The sequence below is a fragment of the Microbacterium aerolatum genome (assembly GCF_007988825.1).
GTDB classification, from domain to species: domain Bacteria; phylum Actinomycetota; class Actinomycetes; order Actinomycetales; family Microbacteriaceae; genus Microbacterium; species Microbacterium aerolatum.
The window spans coordinates 1-21,260 of sequence record NZ_BJUW01000014.1 but is presented as its reverse complement, the minus strand read 5'-3'; the positions used below and the strand labels follow the sequence as shown (position 1 = coordinate 21,260).

The 21,260-nt window shown below is 69.6% G+C and carries 21 protein-coding genes and 2 pseudogenes; 5 read left to right on the top strand and 18 right to left on the bottom strand.

Features of this window, described 5'->3' with window-relative positions; all coding sequences use genetic code 11:
- Positions 1–6: 6 nt before the first annotated feature.
- Complete coding sequence (locus tag MAE01_RS13325; protein ID WP_147040237.1) at positions 7–366, top strand: RNA-binding S4 domain-containing protein; 360 nt, start codon at positions 7–9, stop codon at positions 364–366.
- An 8-nt stretch (positions 367–374) separates the two neighbouring features.
- On the opposite strand, the pseudogene MAE01_RS13320 reads toward MAE01_RS13325, so the two are convergent.
- A pseudogene (locus tag MAE01_RS13320) lies at positions 375–866 on the bottom strand (NUDIX domain-containing protein); the annotation flags it as partial.
- A gap of 284 nt (positions 867–1,150) precedes the next feature.
- Here MAE01_RS13320 and MAE01_RS13315 point away from each other — a divergent pair.
- Complete coding sequence (locus MAE01_RS13315) at positions 1,151–1,708, top strand: phosphorylase family protein (protein WP_147040140.1); 558 nt, start codon at positions 1,151–1,153, stop codon at positions 1,706–1,708.
- Here MAE01_RS13315 and MAE01_RS13310 read toward each other — a convergent pair.
- A complete protein-coding gene (locus MAE01_RS13310) occupies positions 1,705–2,775 on the bottom strand; it encodes a Glu/Leu/Phe/Val dehydrogenase family protein (protein WP_147040138.1) in 1,071 nt (356 codons plus the stop codon). The genes MAE01_RS13315 and MAE01_RS13310 overlap by 4 nt on opposite strands.
- A gap of 161 nt (positions 2,776–2,936) precedes the next feature.
- On the opposite strand from MAE01_RS13310, the gene MAE01_RS13305 reads away from it, so the two are divergent.
- Genes MAE01_RS13305 through MAE01_RS13295 form a run of 3 tightly spaced genes read left to right on the top strand, consistent with a single transcriptional unit; the run spans position 2,937 to position 5,827 of the window.
- Positions 2,937–3,653, top strand: coding sequence for a hypothetical protein (locus MAE01_RS13305; protein ID WP_147040136.1), 717 nt, complete (start codon positions 2,937–2,939; stop codon positions 3,651–3,653).
- Positions 3,654–3,672: 19 nt separating this feature from the next.
- Positions 3,673–5,241 carry an HD domain-containing phosphohydrolase gene (locus MAE01_RS13300; RefSeq protein WP_147040134.1) on the top strand — a complete coding sequence of 523 codons (1,569 nt, stop codon included), beginning with the start codon at positions 3,673–3,675 and terminating at the stop codon, positions 5,239–5,241.
- A 25-nt stretch (positions 5,242–5,266) separates the two neighbouring features.
- Entirely contained in the window at positions 5,267–5,827 is a 561-nt protein-coding gene (locus MAE01_RS13295) for a carboxymuconolactone decarboxylase family protein (RefSeq protein WP_147040132.1), read from the top strand.
- Between the two features lies 1 nt (position 5,828).
- On the opposite strand, the gene der is transcribed toward MAE01_RS13295, so the two are convergent.
- From der to MAE01_RS13220, 16 genes and pseudogenes are all read right to left on the bottom strand, one after another.
- Positions 5,829–7,352, bottom strand: coding sequence for a ribosome biogenesis GTPase Der (gene der, locus MAE01_RS13290; RefSeq protein WP_147040130.1), 1,524 nt, complete (start codon positions 7,350–7,352; stop codon positions 5,829–5,831).
- Positions 7,342–8,019, bottom strand: coding sequence for a (d)CMP kinase (gene cmk, locus MAE01_RS13285; RefSeq protein ID WP_147040128.1), 678 nt, complete (start codon positions 8,017–8,019; stop codon positions 7,342–7,344). Before cmk ends, der begins: the two co-directional genes overlap by 11 nt.
- On the bottom strand, positions 8,012–9,136 hold the full coding sequence (locus MAE01_RS13280) for a prephenate dehydrogenase (RefSeq protein WP_147040126.1): 1,125 nt from the start codon (positions 9,134–9,136) through the stop codon (positions 8,012–8,014). Before MAE01_RS13280 ends, cmk begins: the two co-directional genes overlap by 8 nt.
- Positions 9,133–9,945, bottom strand: a complete 813-nt coding sequence (locus tag MAE01_RS13275) for a pseudouridine synthase (RefSeq protein WP_229718156.1) — start codon at positions 9,943–9,945, stop codon at positions 9,133–9,135. Before MAE01_RS13275 ends, MAE01_RS13280 begins: the two co-directional genes overlap by 4 nt.
- Positions 9,942–10,538 (bottom strand): SMC-Scp complex subunit ScpB, encoded by a 597-nt coding sequence (gene scpB, locus MAE01_RS13270; RefSeq protein WP_147040124.1) that lies wholly within the window; start codon positions 10,536–10,538, stop codon positions 9,942–9,944. The genes MAE01_RS13275 and scpB overlap by 4 nt, the downstream gene beginning before the upstream one ends.
- Entirely contained in the window at positions 10,528–11,403 is an 876-nt protein-coding gene (locus MAE01_RS13265; protein WP_229718155.1) for a segregation and condensation protein A, read from the bottom strand. The genes scpB and MAE01_RS13265 overlap by 11 nt, the downstream gene beginning before the upstream one ends.
- On the bottom strand, positions 11,387–12,220 hold the full coding sequence (locus MAE01_RS13260) for a ParA family protein (protein ID WP_147040233.1): 834 nt from the start codon (positions 12,218–12,220) through the stop codon (positions 11,387–11,389). The genes MAE01_RS13265 and MAE01_RS13260 overlap by 17 nt, the downstream gene beginning before the upstream one ends.
- Positions 12,221–12,366: 146 nt before the next feature.
- On the bottom strand, positions 12,367–13,269 hold the full coding sequence (xerD, locus tag MAE01_RS13255; RefSeq protein ID WP_147040120.1) for a site-specific tyrosine recombinase XerD: 903 nt from the start codon (positions 13,267–13,269) through the stop codon (positions 12,367–12,369).
- A gap of 1 nt (position 13,270) precedes the next feature.
- A complete protein-coding gene (locus MAE01_RS13250) occupies positions 13,271–13,861 on the bottom strand; it encodes an NUDIX domain-containing protein (protein WP_229718154.1) in 591 nt (196 codons plus the stop codon).
- Positions 13,842–15,539 (bottom strand): CTP synthase, encoded by a 1,698-nt coding sequence (gene pyrG, locus MAE01_RS13245; protein ID WP_147040118.1) that lies wholly within the window; start codon positions 15,537–15,539, stop codon positions 13,842–13,844. Before pyrG ends, MAE01_RS13250 begins: the two co-directional genes overlap by 20 nt.
- A 14-nt stretch (positions 15,540–15,553) precedes the next feature.
- Positions 15,554–17,248 carry a DNA repair protein RecN gene (gene recN / locus MAE01_RS13240; RefSeq protein ID WP_147040116.1) on the bottom strand — a complete coding sequence of 565 codons (1,695 nt, stop codon included), beginning with the start codon at positions 17,246–17,248 and terminating at the stop codon, positions 15,554–15,556.
- Positions 17,245–18,159: an NAD kinase gene (locus tag MAE01_RS13235; protein WP_147040114.1), complete on the bottom strand. Its 915-nt coding sequence runs from the start codon at positions 18,157–18,159 to the stop codon at positions 17,245–17,247. Before MAE01_RS13235 ends, recN begins: the two co-directional genes overlap by 4 nt.
- On the bottom strand, positions 18,156–18,953 hold the full coding sequence (locus tag MAE01_RS13230; protein ID WP_147040112.1) for a TlyA family RNA methyltransferase: 798 nt from the start codon (positions 18,951–18,953) through the stop codon (positions 18,156–18,158). The genes MAE01_RS13235 and MAE01_RS13230 overlap by 4 nt, the downstream gene beginning before the upstream one ends.
- Positions 18,950–19,123, bottom strand: coding sequence for a hypothetical protein (locus MAE01_RS16035; protein ID WP_186806246.1), 174 nt, complete (start codon positions 19,121–19,123; stop codon positions 18,950–18,952). The genes MAE01_RS13230 and MAE01_RS16035 overlap by 4 nt, the downstream gene beginning before the upstream one ends.
- Before the next feature lie 45 nt (positions 19,124–19,168).
- Positions 19,169–20,200, bottom strand: a complete 1,032-nt coding sequence (locus MAE01_RS13225; protein WP_147040110.1) for an HAD-IIA family hydrolase — start codon at positions 20,198–20,200, stop codon at positions 19,169–19,171.
- Positions 20,201–21,260: pseudogene (locus tag MAE01_RS13220) on the bottom strand (primosomal protein); the annotation flags it as partial.

Sequence of the window (21,260 nt, the reverse complement as noted above, 5' to 3'; positions counted from 1 at the left end):
CGGCTCATGACGTCGCCGGTGCGCGTGGACAGCTGGCTGTGGGCGATCCGCGTCTACAAGACCCGCTCGGCAGCCACGACCGCGTGCCGTGCAGGTCACGTGCGGGTCAACGGCGACAAGGCCAAGGCCGCGCAGACCGTGAAGCCGGGCGACGAGCTGCGCGTGCGCATCAGCGGCTTCGACCGCATCCTGATCGTCCGCCAGACCCTCACCAAGCGCGTCGGCGCACCCGTCGCCGCCCTCGCCTACGAGGATCGCACCCCGCCACGCGAGCCGATGGCTGCGTTGGGCGTGCGAGACCGCGGCGCCGGACGCCCCACCAAGCGCGAGCGTCGCGACATCGACCGCCTGCGCGGACGCGACTAACGCTATCCGAGACGCTCGCGCAGGCGCGGCCACGCGTCGGCGAACCCCGGATGCAGCGGCCGCTCGGTCACCTCGTCGAACGACACCCACTCCAGCGCGACGCTCTCCGGGTCGCTGATCACGGGCTCGAACGGCGCGACCACGTCAGCGACGACTGTCGTGTACGACCAGATGCCGAGGTCGAGCACGCTGGTGAAGCGCACCTCGACCGAGCCTGCAGGGATGCCGGCTTCTTCGGTCGCCTCGCGGATCGCGCCATCGATCGGCGTCTCGTCTTCGTGCAGGGCACCGCCGGGCAGGCCCCAGGTGCCGCCGAAGTGACTCCAGCTCACCCGGTGCTGCAGCAGGATGCCGCGCTCGGCATCCACCGCGAGAAGGCCCGCTGCGCCGAATCGGCCCCAGTACCGCTCCCCCGTCTCGGCGACAACCCATGCGTCGCCCGGGTCACGCGGTCCTAGCGGGCGTCGCGGTTCGCCGGGTTCGGGGGGAACGATCGTCACCTGTTCAGCTTTTCACAGGAATTGGGGATCGGGGTGTGGGTGACGGTGGGTTACTCGGCTGGGGCTACGTTTCGATGGGCCTGGGTGACGTTTCGACTCGCCTGCGGCTCGCTCAACGCGTTTCGTCTTCGGCGCTCCGCGCCTACGCTCAACGACCCGCGGAAACAAGCGCACGCATGGAGGCCCGCGGAAGAGGTCACGCACGAAGGCCCGCGAGACGAGGCCACGCACGAGGGCCCGCGAGACGAGAGTCGAGGGGCGGGCGGGTCTGGGAGAATGAGGGGGTGAAGCTTCTCGTCGCCGCCCTCGATTCCGAACTCGTCGCCTTCCCCGAGCAGCTGCCCGGTTTCGACCGGCTCGTCACCGGTCCGGGCAAGCTCAAGGCGACCTATGCGCTGACCCGCGCCCTCGACGCCGCAAAGTACGACGAGATCCTCGTTGTCGGCACCGCCGGAGCCCTCGACGAGACGATCGGTGCCGGCGTCCACGAGATCCACTGGACCTTCCAGCACGACGTCATCAACGAAGAGGGCGTCCGCGGCGAGCACGTGTCGATGCCGCAGCGCATGCAGCTCGGCGAGGGCGACATCTCAATCGCGACGGGCGACAGCTTCATCGACGACGCCGAGGCCGTGCAGCTCATCCTCTCCCTCGGCGGACGCCTGGTCGACATGGAGTCGTTCGCGTACGCCTGGGTGGCCGCGCAGTTCGACGTGCCGATCCGCATCTGGAAGGCCGTGTCCGACCGGGCCCAGGATGATGCGAACACCACCTGGACCGAGGCCGTCACGGCGTGCAGCCACGAACTGCGCGACCGGGTCCGCGAGGTCTACGGGGTTTAGCCGGCCAGTGCCGATGCCCCGGCGCGAAGCCGCTCGGCCGCCAGCTCCTCGGCAGCTTCGAGCGGAGTGATCGAACGCTCCTCGGCATCCGCGAGGATACGGCGCACCGTGTCGCCGATCTGCGCGACGCGCTCCATGATCTCGGCACGCGTGCCGAGCTGCTTGGCCTCGTGGTCGAGGTAGATCACGCCACCCGCGTTCACGACGAAGTCGGGGGCGTACAGGATGCCGCGCCCGGCGAGCCGCTCCGCACCGCTGTGCGAGGCGAGCGGGTTGTTCGCCGGCCCGCACACCGCACGGGTGTCGAGCGCGTCGATCACCTCGTCGGTCAGCAGCCCGCCGATGCCGGCCGGCACGAAGACATCAGAGGGCACCAGGTGCTCGGTGCCCGGCTCGACCCACTTGGCGCCGAGTTCTCCGGCGAGGTGCCGGCGGTCGGGGTTCACGTCGGTGACGGCGAGAGCCGCACCTTCTGCGGCAAGACGCACGGCCAGCCGGCCACCGACCTGCCCGAGACCCGAGATGGTGATGCGGCGCCCGGCGACATCGGCGCTGCCGGTGGTGCGCTCGAGCACTGCGCGCAGCGACTCGTACACGCCGAGGCTGGTCGGGCCGGCGGGCTCGCCGGAACCGCCGGTGCTGTCGGGCAGCCCGACGACATGCGCGGTGCGCTCGCCGACGACGGCCATGTCGTTCATGGTCGAGCCGACGTCCTCCGCCGTGCGGTACAGCCCGCCGAATGACTCGACGGCGTCGCCGAGGTCGAGGAACGCGTCACGGCGACGCTCGGCGTCGAGCACAGTCCCGGGCTCGAGCCCGATGACGGACTTGCCTCCGCCGGCGTTGAGGCCGGCGGTCGCGTTCTTCAGCGTCATCGCGGCCGAGAGGCGCAGCGCGTCACCGAGCGCATCGCTCCAGTGCGGGTAGGTCCACAGTCGCGCGCCGCCGAGGGCGGAGCCGAGAACGGATGAGTGCAGGGCGACGGCGATGAACAGTCCGCTGCGCCGGCCGGTGATCACCTCCACCCGTTCGTGGGAGAACTCGGGAAGGGGCAGGGTGTGCGACATTGCATCCTCTTTCGGCAGGCCTTGTGGGCGCGGGTAGTGGATGCCGCGTGGTCACGGCATCCACCTTCCATTGCACCACCCGGTCTGCCTTTCGGCAAGGGTGCGCAGACTTGAGGCCGATGCCTCAGGCGCACTGCCTCCCCCGGGCGCACGCTGAACTCATGAGCACCACACCCCGCGCGGCCGCGGCGACCCAGGAGGTCGGTCCTCACCTCGCCGAAGGCACCGACGAACGATTCACGGGCTACGGCGTCATGGGGCTGCCGTACGCCAGCGGCCACTACCTCGCGCTGCGGGCGTTCGTCGCCACCTCGATCGGCCCGGCCTACCGGGCTGTGTGGCATCGGGACCCCGACGCCGGGTGGGAGATCTTCACCACGGTCGCGCCCGAGGCGAGCTGCCCGCGGTATTTCGGCTCCGAAGCACCAGGCGAACAGGTGCCGTCCATCGACATCGCATGGCCGGATGAATGGACGTGCGAGGTCACGATGGGCGACCGGCTGTCGTGGCGGCTCGAGCTGGCGAGCACACCGGCCACGCGAATGATGACCGCAGCAGGCGGCGCCCTGCCCGACGACGCCTGGAACAGCGAGGCAGTACTCGCGTCGATGGGACCGATGGCAGCGGCGTTCCTGGGGATCGGACGCACGAGGCTGCGCGGGGCCACTCCGAACGGCCCGCTCTACAAGGCCGCCCCTCAGCAGGTGTGGCGCGTGGCCGGTGGTCGGGCCGTGCTCGACGGCCAGGATCTGGGCCGCATCGGGCCGCTACCCGAGCAGAGCCACCTCGCCGATTTCTGGCTCCCCCAGCGCGGCATCTTCTTCGTGGGGCGAGCGAGCTTCGCCCCCGTCCGGACGAGCACTCCCGTTCGCAACTGATCCGGAGCACACTTGAGAAATGGACCCCAGTGCGCCGCAGAGGCATGGACTCCTGCCACGCCGAATCGAGGTCCTGGCCGGGCTCTCGGTGGCGATCGACCTCGGCCTCGGGCAGCCCGCCGAGCACATGCTCCGCACTGCGGTCATCGCCTGCTGGCTCGCCGACCGACTCGGGCTGAGCAGCGCACAGCGTGCCACGACGTACTACACGGCCCTGATCATGTGGATCGGCTGCAATGCGGACTCCCAGGAGTACGCACGGTGGTTCGGCGACGACATCGCGGTACGCCGCGACTCGTACTCGGTCGACTGGTCCGGGATGCCGTTCATGCGCTTCCTGCTCGGCAACATCGGCCGCGGCGAACCCGTGGCCAAGCGCGTGCTGACGATCGGAACATTGCTCCGCGACGCCCGCGGACAGCTCGGTGCGCTCATGCACTCGCACTGCATGTCTGCCGCCGAACTCGCCGATCACATCGGGCTGCCCTCAGACGTGGAGCAGGCCGTGGGATTCACCTTCGAGCGATTCGACGGTTCCGGACTGCCCCGCGGATGCACAGGGGACGAGATCCCGATCGAGATGCGAATCGCCCAGATCGCGGATGTCGCCGAGGTCCACCATCGGATGCGCGGCATCGACGCCGCCGTCGCGACGCTGAGCGCTCGCCGCGGCGGGCACTTCGATCCGGTCATCGTCGACGCAGTCGTGGACGACCCGGAACCGCTGTTCGCCGAGGCGTCGGACGGCGATGTCTGGTCTGCGGCGATCCAGGAGGCTCCGGATGCCGAGACTCGACTGGACCAGGAGAGCCTCGGCCGGCTCGTGAGCGCGATCGGTGACTTCGCCGATCTGAAGTGTCCCTTCACGCTGGGGCACTCGCGTGCCGTCGCCACGCTTGCGGCAGACGCCGGGGCACTGCTCGGCCGGGAGGCCGACGAGGTCCACGCCCTGCGCCGGGCAGGGCACCTGCATGACATCGGCAAACTGGGCGTGTCGAGCCAGATCTGGTCGAAGCCCGGTGACCTCACGGCGTCGGAGTGGGAACGAGTGCGGATGCACCCGTACCTCACAGACCGGGTGCTGTCGCGGATCTCCGGCCTGGAACGGGAGCGGACGTATGCGCGCGCCCACCATGAGCATCTCGACGGCAGCGGCTACCCGCTCGGCACGTCGGCCACCTCGCTCGGCCGAGGCGAACGCATCCTGGCCGTCGCCGTCGCCTACCAATCCGCACTCGAGCCGCGACCATATCGGGAAGCTCGGGATCCGGCCGCGGCTGCCGCGGAGGTGCGCGAGCGCAGCGCGCACGGTCAGCTGGATCCCGAGTGCACTGAGGCCGTGCTGAGCGTCGCCGGACACGAGGCCCGACGAGTTCGTAGCGACGACGGTCTCACCGCGCGCGAACGCGAGGTGCTCGCACACGTCGCTCGCGGGCTGAGCAACCGGCAGATCGCCGAGACGCTCGTGCTGAGCGAGAAGACCGTGCGCAACCACATGGAGCACGTCTACGTCAAGATCGGCGCGAGCAATCGGGTCGGCGCCAGCCTGTACGCCCTGCAGCACGGACTGGCGACGCCGTTCGCATGACCACCTGAACCGAGGAGAATCTGCCATGTCCATCATCACCACCCCGGATGACGCCGATGAGGCCGTAGCCGACCTGTACGCCTCAGAGATCGCCGAGCTCGGCTACGTTCCCAGCCATACCCGCATGATGGCGGTGAACCCGGAGGCCTTCCGCGCCTTCCAGCAGCTGGTGCGCACGATCGTCGCACAGCTCGGAGTGCGCAGGTACGAGCTCGCCACTCTCGCCGCGGCCGACGCGATCGGGTCGCAGTCATGCCGGTACGCGCACGCGCGCAAGTCGCTGAACCTGTTCGACGAGGAGCAGCTGGAGCGGATCCTCCGCGACTACCACGACGCCCGCCTCAGCGACGCGGACATGGCGCTGATGGACTTCGCCGCCAAGCTCAGCCGTGATTCAGCATCCATGACGGATGCCGACAGCCTCCGTCTGCGCGACGTCGGATTCACCGACCGCGAGATCGTCGACATCGCGCTGGCAGCATCGGTGCGCAACTACTTCAGCCGCGCCCTGCATGCCCTCGCTGTCGAGGTCGACATCCCGCCAGGGCTCAGCGCGAGCATCCAGGACGCGTTGGCACCGAGGTGACTCAGCGCTGGCGCTTCTCCCGAACGCGCATGTTGATGACGATCGGCGTGCCCTCGAACTCGTACAGCTCACGCAAGCGGCGCTGGATGAACCGGCGGTAGCCGGGGTCCAGGAATCCGGTCGTGAACAGCACGAACGTCGGCGGACGCGTCGACGCCTGCGTGCCGAACAGGATACGCGGCTGCTTGCCACCGCGCAGCGGGTGCGGGTGCTCGGCGACCAGCTCGGAGATGAAGGCGTTGAACTTGCCGGTCGGGATGCGACGATCCCAGCTCTCCAGCGCGGTCTCCAGCGCCGGGACGAGCTTGTCCAGGTGGCGGCCGGTCTTCGCGGAGATGTTGACGCGCGGCGCCCAGCTGACGTGTGCGAGATCCTGCTCGATCTCCCGCTCGAGGTAGCGACGGCGGTCCTGGTTCTCCAGGTCGGAGTCGTTCAGGCGATCCCACTTGTTGAACGCGAGCACGAGCGCGCGGCCCGACTCGAGCACCAGGTCGATGATGCGCACGTCCTGCTCGCTGAGCGACTCGGAGACGTCGAGCACGACGACGGCGACCTCGGCCTTCTCCAGGGCGGCGGAGGTGCGCAGAGACGCATAGAAGTCGGCGCCCTGCTGCAGGTGCACGCGACGGCGGATGCCGGCGGTGTCGACCAGGCGCCACAGGCGGCCGCCAAGCTCGACGACCTCGTCCACCGGGTCACGGGTCGTGCCGGCCAGGTCGTTGACGACGACGCGCTCTTCGCCGGCGGCCTTGTTCAGCAGCGACGACTTGCCGACGTTCGGGCGTCCGAGGATCGCCACGCGGCGCGGCCCGCCGATCTCCTGCTTGGCGACCGCCGACACCTCGGGCAGCTTCTCGAGCACGGCGTCGAGCAGGTCGGCGACGCCGCGGCCGTGCACGGCAGAGGTCGGGTACGGCTCGCCGAGACCCAGGTTCCACAGAGCCGCGGCCTCGGGCTCCTGGCGGGTGTCGTCGATCTTGTTGGCGACGAGGAACACCGGCTTGCCGCTCTTGCGCAGCAGCCTCACGACGTGCTCGTCGGTGGACGTGGCGCCCACCATCGCGTCGACCACGAACAGCACGACGTCGGAGAGGTCGATCGCGACCTCGGCCTGCGCGGCGACGGAACGGTCGATGCCCTTCGCGTCGGGCTCCCAGCCGCCGGTGTCGACCAGCGAGAACCGACGGTCGTTCCACTCGCCCTTGTAGGTCACGCGGTCACGCGTGACGCCGGGGGTGTCCTCCACGACGGCCTCGCGGCGACCGAGGATGCGGTTTACCAGCGCGGACTTGCCCACGTTCGGGCGCCCGACGATCGCGATGACCGGCAGGGCGGGCAGGAACTCGACGCCACCCTCGGCGAGGGTGAGGCCGGCGAGCAGCGCGGCATCCTCCTCGTCCAGGTCGTAGTCGGCGAGGCCTGCGCGCAGAGCCTCCGCGCGCTGTTCGGCGAGCTGCTCGTCGAGCTCGTCCATCTTCTCGGCGAGGCGGTCGGGGCCGCCTTCGTACTCTTCGTCAGCGGCCATGTTCCGCTCCTTGCTTTCGGTCGATCACCGCGAGTACGGCGTCGATGGTCTGTGGGAAATCGAGATGCGTGGTGTCGACCACTTCGACGCCGTCCGCGGCGTTCAGGAAGTCGACGACCGCACTGTCGGAGGCATCGCGCTTGTGCAGCGCTTCGGCGACATCGGCGGCGTTCTCGCTGGTCAGCTCACCGGCACGTCGTGCGGCGCGCACCTCGGGGGATGCCGTGAGCAGGATGCGCACGGGGGCGTCGGGTGCGACGACGGTGGTGATGTCGCGCCCCTCGACGACGACGGCCGGGTACGCGGCGTTCGCCACCAGGGAGCGGAAGAAGATGTTCACCTGCTCGCGCACGGCGGGAACGCGCGCGACGCCGCTGACGGCGCCGGAGACCCGCGACTCACGGATCGTGGTGGTGATGTCGGTGTCGCCGACGGCGACTGTGCGGTCGTCGGGATCGAGCCCGAGCCGAAGATCGAAATCGGATGCCGCGGCGAGCACCGCATCGACGTCATCCGTGTCCGCGCCCTGCTCGAGGACGTACCAGGCCAGCGCCCGGTAGGCGGCACCGGTGTCGAGTAGGCCGTAGCCGCGCTGGCGGGCGATCGCCTTGGAGACGCTCGACTTGCCGGAGCCCGCCGGCCCGTCGATCGCGATGAACTCACTCATTGGTCGCTCCTGCAATCCGCCATCCGCGCTCCTGCAGCCCCTCCGTCGCACCGTGCAGTGCGGCAGGTGCCACGCTGATCTCGGCGAGACCGAACTGCGCGCCCGGCGAATGCTCCAGGCGCAGGTCTTCCACGTTGACTCCCAGTTCGCCGAGTTCGCCGAACAGGCGCCCCAGCTGGCCGGGGGTGTCGTCGACCATGACGACGAGCTGCTCGAACTTGCGGTTCTGGCCATGCTTGCCCGGCAGACGCTCGACGCCGTCGTTGCCCTGGCGGATCGTCTCGGCGATGACCCGTCGGGCGCCGGGCGCCTCGGGCGCGCGGAGCGCTTCAGCCACCGTCGTCAGGTCGGAGGCGAGAGCATCGAGCACGTCGACGACGGGTTCCGCGTTGGCGCCGAGGATCTGCACCCACAGTTCCGGGGCGGATGCCGCGATGCGCGTCGTGTCGCGCACGCCCTGACCGGCGAGCCGGAGCGCGTCCTCGTCCGCCGTCGCGAGGCGTGCGGCGAGCAGGCTGGCGACGACCTGCGGCACGTGCGAGGTGAGCGCGACCGAGCGGTCGTGCTCCTCCGGCGTCATCTCGAGCGGCATGGCGCCGACATCGAGCGCGAGGTCCTCCACGAGCGCGAGGTCGGCGGCACGAGTCTCCTCGTCGCGGCAGACGACCCACGGGCGTCCGATGAACAGGTCTGCACGCGCGGAGATCGCTCCCCCGCGCTCACGGCCGGCCAATGGGTGCGAGCCGATGTACCGGGTGAGGTCGAGGCCGCGGTCCTTGAGGGCGCGGAACGGCTCGAGTTTGACGCTCGCGACGTCTGTGACGACGGCATCCGGGAACGCGGTCAGCTCGGCCTCGATGACGTCGGCCGTGACGTCCGGCGGCACGGAGACGACGATCAGCGCGGGCGCGTCGTCGTCGCGGGCCGCGCGTCCGGCGCCGTAGTCGATCGCCAGGCGCAGCTGCGCCGGTGACGTGTCGGAGAGGACGACGTCGACGCCCTTGGCTCGCAGCGCGTGCCCGATGCTCGCGCCGAGGAGCCCTGCGCCGACGATGCGGACGGTCCCCGAGAGGCGCGGCGCATTGCCGTTGCCATGGGTCCTGGCAGTGTCGGTCACTCTATCTCCTGGGCGTCTCCCGGCGTGGCGTCCGCAGGGGCATCGTGGCGCGCGAGAGTCAGAAGCGCACCACGTTCGATTTTAGTCAGTTCCCTGGACTTCCCCGCCGGGAGGGTTCCCAGGTGGAGCGGGCCGAACTGACGGCGCACGAGTTCGGTGACCGGATGCCCCACCTCGGCGAGCATGCGGCGCACGATCCGGTTGCGCCCGGAGTGCAGCGTGAGCTCCACCAGGCTCGACGGGTTCGCGCCCTTCGAGGTGTCCAGCAGCCGGGCCTTGTCGGCCTTGATGAAGCCGTCCTCGAGGTCGAATCCGGTGGTGAGCTTCTGGATGACCTGCGCGGTGACCGTGCCCTCGACCTTGGCGATGTACACCTTGGTCACGCCGAACGACGGGTGCGCGAGCACGTGCGCGAGTTCGCCGTCGTTGGTGAGGATGAGGAGGCCACTGGTTTCGGCATCCAATCGGCCGACGTTGTACAGGCGCTCCTCGTAGTCCTTCGTGAAGCGGCGAAGGTCGGGGCGGCCGTTCTCGTCCTTCATGGTGCTGACGACGCCGGTGGGCTTGTTCAGCATGACGTAGCGCTTGGAGACGTCGAGCTGGATGGCCGTGCCGTCGACATCCACGAGATCGGTCTCGGGGTCGATGCGTCGGCCGAGCTCTTCCACGACCACGCCGTTGACGCGGATGCGCCCTTCGACGATGTACTGCTCGACGACGCGACGTGATGCCACGCCCGCGGCGGCGAGCACCTTCTGGAGGCGGACGCCCTGGGGCGCCTCGCCGAACGGTTCGATGTTCATGTTCATCGGATGGTTCCTTCGTCGAATCCGTCGGCGCCGTCGTCGAGCAGCGGCGAGATCGGTGGCAGCTCGTCGAGCGAGTTGATGCCGAGGTTCTGCAGCAGGGCGTCGGTGGTGCCGTAGTTGATGGCGCCGGTCTCTGAGTCGGCGAACAGCTCGGTGATCAGCCCTCGCGCGAGCAGTGTGCGTACGACGGAGTCGACGTTCACGGCGCGGATGGATGCCACCTGGCTGCGCGTGACCGGCTGCTTGTAGGCGATCACGGCGAGCGTCTCGAGCGCGGCCTGCGACAGCCGCGCGGGCGCCTGTCCGCCGACGAACTCGGCGACCAGGCCATCGTGGTCCTCGCGAACGTAAAGGCGCCAGCCGCCGCCGACCTCGCGCAGCTCGAAGCCGCGCCTGGGGCCTGAACCGTTGCCGTCGTAGTCGTCGACGAGCGTCTCGATCGCCTGCCGCACGGCGGGCACGGGCGCGCCGACTGCGGCGGCGAGGGCGACGAGACCGAGCGGCTCGTCGATGATGAGCAGGATCGCCTCGAGCCGCTCGGTGAGCGGCAACTGCGTCTCGGACGGAATCGTCTCGGTCATCTCATCGGTCATAGTCGGCCCCCAGGCTCGCAAGTGTCTCGTCCGACCAGGAGTCGGCGGCCCAGCGCAGCGTCAGCTCGCCGAGCGGTTCCAGTTGTTCGAAGGACAGCGCCGCGTGCCGGTACAGCTCGAGCACCGAGATGAACCGCGCGACGACGATGCCGGGTTCGGTGGTGCCGGCGACGAGCTCACGGAAGGTCAGCGACTCGGTGTTGCGCAGCAGGGTGACGACGATCGCCGCCTGCTCGCGGATGCTGACCAGCGGAGCGTGCAGGTGGTCGAGCCCGACGTTCGGGATCTCCTTCGGGGCGAACGCGAGCAGCGCGAGGGCCGCGAAGTCCGAGGCGCTGAGCGTCCAGACGAGTTCCGGCGTCTGACGCCGGTGCTTCTCGTCGAGGCGGACGGCGCGGGTGTGCCGTCGGTCTTCGCGCTGCAGACAGCGGGCGAACCAGGCGGAGACCTCTTTGAAGGCGCGGTACTGCAGCAGACGGGCGAACAGCAGATCGCGCGCCTCGAGCAGCGCGACAGCCTCGGCGTCGACGAGCTCGCCCTGCGGAAGGAGGCCGGCGACCTTCATATCGAGCAGCGTCGCTGCCACCACCAGGAACTCGGATGCCTGATCCAGCTCCTCGTCGGCCTCGAGCTCCTTCAGGTACGAGATGAACTCGTTCGTCACGGCGCTCAGCGAGACCTCGGTGATGTCCATCTCGTGCTTGGAGATGAGGTTCAGCAGCAGGTCGAACGGGCCGTCGAAGTTCGTCAGCGAGACGCGGAATCCTTCGGACGGCTCGTCGACCGGCTCAGGGACCGCGACAGACTCGGCCGCTGAGCCTGTCGAAGCGTCCGAGACTGGCAGCTCGCTACGCGACGGCGCCACGGGCGACCAGCTCCCGGGCCAGTCGCAGGTACGCCTGGGCGGCGGCATGCTCCGGCGCGAACTCGGTGATGGGGACCCCCGACACCGACGCGTCGGGGAACTTCACGGTGCGGCCGATCACGGTCTCCAGCACGTCGTCGCCGAAGGCCTCGACGACGCGCTCCAGCACCTCACGCGAGTGCAGGGTGCGAGCGTCGTACATGGTGGCCAGCAGCCCGTCGAGCTGGATCGCGGGGTTGAGCCGGTCGCGCACCTTCTCGATCGTCTCGATGAGCAGGGCCACGCCGCGCAGCGCGAAGAACTCGCACTCCAGCGGGATCAGCACGCCGTGGCTCGCGGTGAGCGCGTTCACGGTCAGCAGGCCGAGCGAGGGCTGGCAGTCGATCAGGATGACGTCGTACTCCCCCGCCACCTGGCGCAGCACCCGGGCGAGAATCGTCTCGCGGGCGACCTCGTTGACGAGGTGCACCTCTGCGGCCGACAGGTCGATGTTCGCGGGCATGACGTCGAGTCCCTCGACACCGGACTTCACGATCGCGTCGTGCGCGTCGCGCTTGGTGTCCAGCAGCAGGTCGTACACGGTCGGCACATCGTGCGTCTGGATGCCGAGGCCGGCAGACAGAGCGCCCTGCGGGTCGAAGTCGACGGCGAGCACCTTGCGGCCGTACTCGGCGAGAGCCGCCGCGAGGTTGATGGACGTGGTCGTCTTGCCGACGCCGCCCTTCTGGTTGCACAGCGCGATGATGCGCGCAGGTCCGTGCGAAGCGAGCGGCGCGGGGATCGCGAAGCCGTGATAGGGACGCCCGGTGGGACCCATGGGGGTGTCGTCAGCCTTCGACGTCTTACCCTTGGTCTTCGCCGCGTTCTGAGCCACCGAATCTCCTGCTTCCCTCGTGCTTGGTCGATTCTAGCGATTCACGTGCCGATCCGCGGGCTCCCGCCCCGGCGATCCCCGAGAGCGGCTCAGCGGGCGCGCGGGTGGGAGGTCGCGTAGATGTCGCGCAGAGTGTCGACCGAGACGTGCGTGTAGATCTGCGTCGTCGCCACCGATGCGTGCCCGAGCAGTTCCTGCACGACGCGCACATCCGCCCCGCCCTGCAGCAGATGGGTGGCGAACGAATGCCGCAGGGTGTGTGGTGAGACCTCGGCGGTGATCTGCGCGCGTTCGGCAGCCGACCGGATCACCAGCCACGCGCTCTGCCGCGACAGCGGTGCGCCGCGCGCTCCGAGGAACAGCCGGGCGGACGCGTTGCCCTTCGCCGCGAGGGCAGGGCGCACTCGCGTGAGGTAGGCGTCGACGGCATCCCTCGCGAACGATCCGATCGGCACGATCCGCTCTTTCGAGCCCTTGCCGCGCAGCCGCAGCACGTCGCCGTGCGCGAGATCGTCGACGTCGAGACCGACAGCCTCCGAGACGCGGGCGCCGGTCGCGTACAGCAGCTCCAGCAGTGCGCGGTCGCGCATGCCGATGGGCTCCTCTGCAGACGGCGCCGCCAGGAGACGCTCTACCTGGTCGATCGTCAGCGCCTTCGGCAGCCGCTGCGGAGTCTTCGGCGGGCGCAGTCGGCCGGTCGGGTCCTCCACCTCGATCCCCTCACGGATCAGGTACCGGTGCAGCCCGCGGACCGAGGACTGCAGCCGGGCGAGGCTCGTCGCCGCCGGAACCGGCATCATGCCCGAGCGGTCGGCGATGAAGCGGCCGATGATCGCGCCGGTGACGGCCGTGGTGTCGTCGATGCCGGCATCCGTCAGCCAGTCGAGGTACACGGCGAGGTCGCGACGGTACGCGCCGATCGTGTGGTCGGACAGGCCGCGCTCGATCGTGATGTGCCGCAGGTAGGCGTCGATCGCACGATCCAGGCGCACGTCAGCCCCGCAGTCTCCGCTCGGCCGCGAGGACGCCGAGGGACAGGATGCCGTTGCGCAGCCGCCCGTCGAGCACGGCGTCGACGGCATCCGAGAGCGGAACCCACTCCAGCCGGATGTCGGCTTCCTCGTCCTCCCTGGCGAACGCGTCGGGAGCCGCCTGGATGCCGGTGGCGAGGTAGATCCGGATCAGTTCGCTGTTGCCGCCGGGCGTCGTCCACGTCGACACGAGCGGCTGCCAGTCGCGTGCGACGAGGTCGGCCTCCTCGGCCAGCTCGCGCTGGGCGGCGACCATCGGATCTTCGCCCTCGATGTCGAGAAGGCCGGCGGGCAGCTCCCAGTCGCGGTGGCGGATCGGATGCCGGTACTGCTGGATCACCAGCACACGGCCGTCGTCGTCGAGCGCGAGGACCGCGACGGCACCTGTGTGATCGACGTACTCGCGGACGATCTCACCGTCGCCGTACGCCACGCGGTCGGAGCGGACATCCCACACCCAGCCCTTGTAGACCAGGTCGCTCTGGATGACCTCCGGTTCGAAGGGCTCGTCCCTCAGCACATCGTGCCGAAGCTCAGGCATCTTCTTCGACATCGAACAGCTCGCTGGAGCGGTGGCGGTCGATCGCCGCGCCGATCAGGCCGCGGAACAGCGGGTGCGGGTCGGTCGGGCGCGAGCGCAGTTCGGGGTGCGCCTGCGTGGCGATGTAGTACGGGTGCACATCGCGCGGCAGCTCGACGAACTCGACGAGGTCGAGTTCGGGGTTGAGGCCCGAGAACACCAGTCCTGCATCCGAGAGGCGGTCGCGGTAGGCGTTGTTGACCTCGTAGCGGTGACGGTGGCGCTCGGAGATCTTCGTGCTGCCGTACACTTCGGCTGCCAGCGATCCCTCGGCGAGGGCGGCTTCGTACAGGCCGAGGCGCATGGTGCCGCCGAGGTCTCCGCCGTCGAGGATCTCGACCTGCTCGGCCATCGTGGCGATGACCGGTGCCGGGGTCTCCGGATCGAACTCGGTGGAGGATGCTCCGTCGATGCCGGCGATGGTGCGGCCGTACTCGATGACCATGCACTGCAGACCGAGGCACAGGCCGAGGGTCGGGATGCCCTGCTCGCGGGCGAAGCGGAGAGCGCCGAGCTTGCCCTCGATACCGCGGATGCCGAAGCCGCCGGGAACGCAGATGCCGTCCAGATCGGAGAGCGCCTTGGCAGCGCCCTCGGGGGTCTCGCAGGAGTCCGACGGGATCCAGCGGATGTTGACGTGCGCCTCGTGCGCGAAGCCGCCGGCGCGCAGCGCCTCGGTGACCGACAGGTAGGCGTCCGGCAGGTCGATGTACTTGCCGACCAGGCCGATCGTGACGTCGTGCTTGGGGTTGTGAACCGCCTGCAGCACCTTCTGCCAGCGCGACCAGTCGACCTCGGGCGCGGCCTTGGCGTCGAGGCCGAGGCGGCGGACGATGTACGAGTCCAGACCCTGATCGTTCAGCGTCGAGGGGATGTCGTAGATGCTCGGCAGGTCGACCGTGTTGATGACGCCTTCGGCGTCGACGTCGCACATCAGCGCGATCTTGTTGCGGTTCGACTCGCTCACCGGGCGGTCGCTGCGCAGCACGAGCGCGTCGGGCTGGATGCCGACCTGACGGAGCGCTGCGACCGAGTGCTGGGTGGGCTTGGTCTTCTGCTCGCCGGACGCGCCCATGAAGGGAACGAGCGAGACGTGCACGAAGAACACGCTGTCGCGGCCGAGTTCGTGACGCAGCTGGCGGGCCGACTCGAGGAACGGCTGCGACTCGATGTCGCCGACCGTGCCGCCGACCTCGGTGATGATGACGTCGGGGCGCGGCTCTTCCGTCGCCTGCAGGCGCATGCGGCGCTTGATCTCGTCGGTGATGTGCGGGATCACCTGCACGGTGTCGCCGAGGTACTCGCCGCGGCGCTCCTTGGCGATCACCTGCGAGTAGATCTGGCCGGTGGTGACGTTGGCGGCCTGCGACAGGTTGATGTCGAGGAAGCGCTCGTAGTGCCCGATGTCGAGGTCGGTCTCCGCCCCATCGTCGGTGACGAACACCTCACCGTGCTGGAACGGGTTCATCGTGCCCGGATCGACGTTCAGATACGGGTCGAGCTTCTGCATGACCACGCGGAGTCCGCGAGCGGTGAGCAGGTTGCCGAGGCTGGCTGCGGTAAGCCCCTTGCCCAATGAAGAAACGACACCACCAGTCACGAAGATGTGCTTGGTCGTGTCGTTTTCGGGCCCCGCCTCAGAAGAGTTCATCACGGGCTTCAATCCTAACAGTTCGCGGCGGCCCCGAGGCTGAGAAGCTCTCGGGCATGAGTGAGTGCGGCATCCGAATCGGCGAGGCCGGACAGCAGGCGGGCCATCTCCGCCTCGCGTTCGCCGCCCTCCAGACGCCTGACGTTCGAGGCGGTGACCGCGCCGTCGTTGGACTTCACGACGGACAGGTGATTGGACGCGAACGCGGCGACCTGCGCCAGGTGCGTGACGGCGATGACCTGAGACGATTCTGCAAGTCGGGCGAGTCGCCGCCCCACCTCGATCGCCGCGGCGCCGCCGATGCCGGCATCCACCTCGTCGAAGACGAACGTGGGAACAGGGTCGGTGCCGGCGATCACGACCTCGATCGCGAGCATGACGCGCGAGAGCTCGCCACCCGAAGCGCTCTTGGCCACCGAACGCGGCTCGGCGCCCGGATGCGGGGCGAGCAGGATCGCGACGTCGTCTCGGCCGTGGGAGCTCTCCGCGCCCTCTCTGACGGCGACCTCGAGTCTGGCGTCCGGCATGGCGAGGGCGTGCAGCTCTTCGGTGACTTCGGCGCCCAGGCGACCTGCCGCCTCGGTGCGCGCCGCGGTCAGCGCTGCGGCGGCCGTGTTGAGATCGCCGCGTGCGGCGTCGCGCTCTGCCTGCAGTCGCTCCAGCCGGCCGCCGTCGTCGTCGAGTTCGGCGAGGCGAGCGGAGCCGGTGCGCCACAGTTCCAGCGCCTCGTCCAGCGTTCCGTGCGCGCGGACGAGGGTGGTCAGCGCGGCCCGGCGCTCCTCGACGGCGGCGAGTTCGTGCGGACCGCTCTCGTCGAGATCGGCGAGATATGCGGACAGCTGCAGCGCGAGGTCGGCGAGGCGGTACCCGACATCGGCGATGCCGTCGGCGATCTCTCCGAGGGCGGAGTCCGCTGCCTTCTCGAGGTGACGGCGGGCCTCGGCGACGAGTGCTGCGGCGTCGGCCTCGCCCTCTTCGCTCGAGATGGCGTTCCGGGCGAGGGATGCCGCGAGCCGCAGCTCCTCGGAGTTGGCGAGCCGCTCGGCGCGCTCGGCGAGGACGACGTCCTCGCCCTCCTCAGGAGCGGTGGCCTCGATCAGCGCCAGCGCTTCGCGCAGCCGGTCGGCCTCTTCGGCTCGGCGGTCGCGGTTGTCGGAGAGTTCGGTGATCTCGGCATCCAGCTCGCGCCACCGCGCGTAGGCGGCGGTGTATGCGTCCAGGGCGGTGGCGATCGGAGCGCCGCCGAAGCGGTCGAGAGCGTCGCGCTGCGCTGCCGCCGAGCGCAGCCGCAGCTGCTCGGACTGGCCGTGCACGACGACGAGCTCATCGGCGAGGGCCGACAGGACGCCGGCAGGTGCCGCGCGTCCTCCGACGCTGGCGCGGCTGCGTCCCTCGGCGCTCAGGGTGCGCGAGACGTAGAGCTCGCCCTGCGCGTCGCCGAACGACTCCAGCTCTCCCCCGGCATCCGCCACGATGTCGGCGATGGCGCCCTCGGAAGCGACGATCCAGACGCCTGCGACGGACGCCTGGTTCGCGCCGGCCCGCACCGCACCGGAATCGGCGCGCTGGCCGAGCAGCAGCCCGAGTCCGGTCACGACCATGGTCTTTCCCGCGCCGGTCTCGCCGGTGATCGCGGTGAATCCGGGGCCGAGCGGGAGGACCGCGTCATCGATGACGCCGAGGCCCTGCATCCGCATCTCCTCGATCACGCGGAAGCCCCTCGCCAGCCGGCGACCGGCAGCTGGAACTTGCGGACGAGCCGGTCGGTGAACTCGGTCGGGTGCAGACGTGCGAGGCGCACGGGGCGCGACGAGCGTCGCACCACCACGCGTGCGCCGGGCGGCAGTTCGTGAGAGCGCCGGCCGTCGCACCAGAGGATGCCGGTACCCGTGGTGCGCTCGAGCATTTCGATCGCCACGGACGTCTCGGGTCCGAGCACCAGCGGGCGGGCGAACAGGGCGTGTGCGGAGAGCGGGATGACGGCGATCGCCTCGACAGTCGGCCAGATCACCGGCCCTCCGGCGGAGAAGTTGTAGGCGGTGGATCCGGTCGGCGTCGAGATCACCATGCCGTCGCAGCCGTAGCTGGAGAGCGGTCGTCCGTCGATCTCGACGACGACCTCGATCATGCGCTCCCGGCTCGCCTTCTCGACCGTGGCCTCGTTCAGTGCCCACGTCTCGTAGACGACCTTGCCTGCGGCATCCTTGACGCGCACGGCGAGGGCCAGGCGCTCCTCGACGACGTAGTCGCGTGCGATGACGCGCTCCACGGCTTCGTCCATGGCGTCGCGCTCGATCTCGGCGAGAAAACCGACGTGCCCCATGTTGATCCCGAGCACCGGTGCGCTGTGGATGCCGCGGACGAGTTCAGCCGCACGCAGGATCGTGCCGTCGCCGCCGAGGACGATCGCGAGTTCCAGATCGTCGACGGCGACATCGTCGATCAGCGTGTCGACGCTTGAGAAGAAGTCGCCGTCGACCGCGCACAGTTCGGCGCGGTCGTCGACCGAGAGCACGGGACGCGCGCCGGCGCTGCGGAGCAGTTCGATGACACGGCGGGCTGCGGCGACGGTGTCGTCCCGGCCGGCGTGGGCGACGACCAGGATGTTGCGCTCGTTCATCGTCCTCCTGTCAGCTCGTCGATGCGTCCTGTCCATTCTGTCGGATTGCTCCCGCGTCCGGGCGCCATGTGGACGAGGAACTCGGCGTTTCCGTGCGTGCCGAGGATCGGTGAGGCGATGATCCCCAGCATCCCGAGGCCGGCATCCCAGCCGTGCCAGACGACGCGCGCGACGGCGTCGGCCCTGGTGGCGGGGTCCGTGACGAGCCCGCCTCGGACGGCGGTGCGCCCGACTTCGAACTGGGGCTTGACGAGCACGACGATGTCGGCTCCGGATGCCGCGACCGCTGCGACGGCGGGGAGGATCAGCTCGAGGGAGATGAAGGAGAGGTCGCCGACGATCAGGTCGGGCGCTGCAGTTTCGCCGGTGACCTCGGTGAGGTTCTCGCGGGTCATGTGGCGGACGTTGTATCCCTCGACGTCGACGACGCCGGGGTCGCTGCGGACGGATGCCGCGAGCTGCCCGTGTCCGACGTCGACGGCGAGAACTTTGCTAGCGCCGCGCTCACGGAGCACCTGCGTGAACCCGCCGGTCGAGGCCCCCATGTCGAGTGCCAGTCGCCCCTCGACGGGAACGTCGAACGCGTCGAGTGCGGCGACGAGCTTGTGCGCGCCGCGGCTGACGTAGTGATCGGTGGAGGCGACGACGATCTCGGCGGCATCGTCGACGGCCGTCGACGGCTTGATGACTTCGCGGCCGTCGACGCTCACGAGTCCGGCGGCGATCAGCGTCGCGGCGTGGGTTCGGGAGCGCGCGAGACCGCGCGATGCCAGTTCAGCGTCGAGGCGCGTCACCGGTCTCCCGACTTCTCCTGGGAGTCGAGCTTCGCTCCGCTCTCGAGCCGGCGGAACAGCTCATCGTGGACGACCGTGTAGGCGTCTGCACGAGCCGCAAGCGGCTGCCCCTCGATCAGGCGCAGACGGCTCCAGAGGCCATCGGTCGGCTGGGGGATCTCGTCACTCACCCCTCCACCTTACGACGCGTCGACGGCCGGGCCGCCGAGGCGCACTCAGGGGCGGTGGAACGGGTCGTCGTAGAGCTGCTCGGGCACGTTCAGCACGAAGATCGGGGTGCCGGATTCCCAGATCGCGGTCGCACCGGCGCGCACGAGGTCGATGTGGCGCTTGCCGGTTGCGAGGATCTGGACGTCTCCGCCGACGACGCGGACCGACGCGCCGTTCACGGTCACGACGCCGTCCTTGCGCTCGGTCTGCGGGTAGGGCTCGTGCAGTTCGCGCAGGTCGCTGAGCACGTAGGTCGGGCGCGAGCCCTCGGGTGCGGCGAGTACGTGCTTCGGGCGATCGATACCGGTCAGCACGAGGACCGAGTCGATGCCGACGCGGGCAGCGCCCATGATGTCGGTGTCGAGCCGGTCGCCGATGAAGAGCGTCTTGTTCGCCCCGAACCGTGCGATGGCTTCTTCGAAGATCGGGATCTCGGGCTTGCCGGCGACGGTCGCGAGGCGTCCGACGGCGGTGTGCACGGCGGACACGAGCGTGCCGTTGCCCGGAGCGACCCCGCGCTCGCGCGGAATCGTCCAGTCGTTGTTGGTGGCGATCCAGGGGATGCCGCCCTCGTCCTCGGGGAGCTTGAGCGCGAACGCGGCTTCGGCGAGGTCGGTCCAGGCGACGTCGGGCGAGAAGCCCTGCACCACAGCATCCGGCGCATCCTCTGCGCTGCGGGTCACCCGGTAGCCGGCCTTCTCCGCCTCGACGACGAGGCCCTCTCCCCCGACGATCAGCAGAGTTGCTGGGGCAGGGACAATGGACGCGAGCAGGCGCATCGCCGCCTGAGGGCTGGTGACGACGTCGTTCGCCGCGACCGAGAGGCCCAGGTCGGTGAGGTGCTCAGCGACAGAGGCGTCGGTGCGGGAGGCATTGTTGGTGATGTAGCCGACCCGGCGCTTCTCGGCGACGCGGTTCAGGCTCTCCACTGCATGCGGGAGCGCGCCTGCGCCGGCGTAGACGACGCCGTCGAGGTCAGCGAGGACGACGTCGACGCCGTCCAGAGGTGTCGGACGGGCCTTGGAGAAGAGTCCCACTCAGGAATCCTCCTTCGGCGCGTCCTCACCGGGCTCTTCCGCGGCCGGGGTGTCCTCGGTCGGTGCGTCCTCAATGGGCTCTTCGGTGGTCGACTCGTCGTCGACCACCGGTGCTTCGGCAGGCTCGTCGTCGGTCGCCGGCGTCTCGTCAGCCGGCTCGTCGTCCGTCACCGGCGTCTCGACAGCCGGCTCGTCGTCGAACTCGCCTTCGATGAGGCCGTCCTCGACGAAGATCTCGTCCTCGTCGTCATCGTTCATGCCGAGGGCTTCGGAGGCGACTTCGGCGCGGGTGGCCCAGAAAGCCGCCTCCTCATCGCGTCCGAGATCCTCGAGCACCGCGGCGTGGGCGCCGAACAGAGCCGGGCTCCACTCGAACGCACGGTTCGGGTCGAGCTCCGGAATCTGCAGTTCGCCGAGCGCGAGTTCCGGCTCGCCCTGGTCGAGGCGGGCACCGGACATGGCGATCGCCAGCGCAACGCGCACGGGGGTCGGCAGCGCGGCACGATCGACGGCGCGTCCTGCCTCGAGGGCACGGTCGGCGCGACCGACACCGCGTTCGCTGTCGACCATGAGGGCGATCTGGTCGTCCTTGCCGGAGATGCGGCGGTAGGTGCGCAGCTCGCGCAGCGCGAGGGCGAAGTCGCCGATCGCATAGGCGGTGATGCCGAGCGTCTCGCGCACGATCGCGATGCGACCGGCACGACGGGATGCCGCGAGAGCGTGCTTGTGCGCGAGTTCGGGATCTTCGTCGATCAGCTGCGAGGCCATCGCGAGATGACGTGCCACCTCTTCGGCGTTCTCCTTGCTCAGCGTCTTCAGCTCGTTACGAGCAGACGCGTGCAGGTCCTTCCCCGTGATCTCGTCGGGAATCTCCGGCGCGTCGTAGCGCGGACGATCGTCGGCCTGACGGTCAGGACGCTCGCGCCCGGCTCCCCCGCGCTGCGGGAAACCGCGGCCCCCGCTTGACCCACGGCTGTCGTCGCGGCGCGGAGCGCCATCACGCTTCTGGTAACCACCCTCACGGCGGTCACCGTCACGACGAGGCGCGGCACCTTCACGA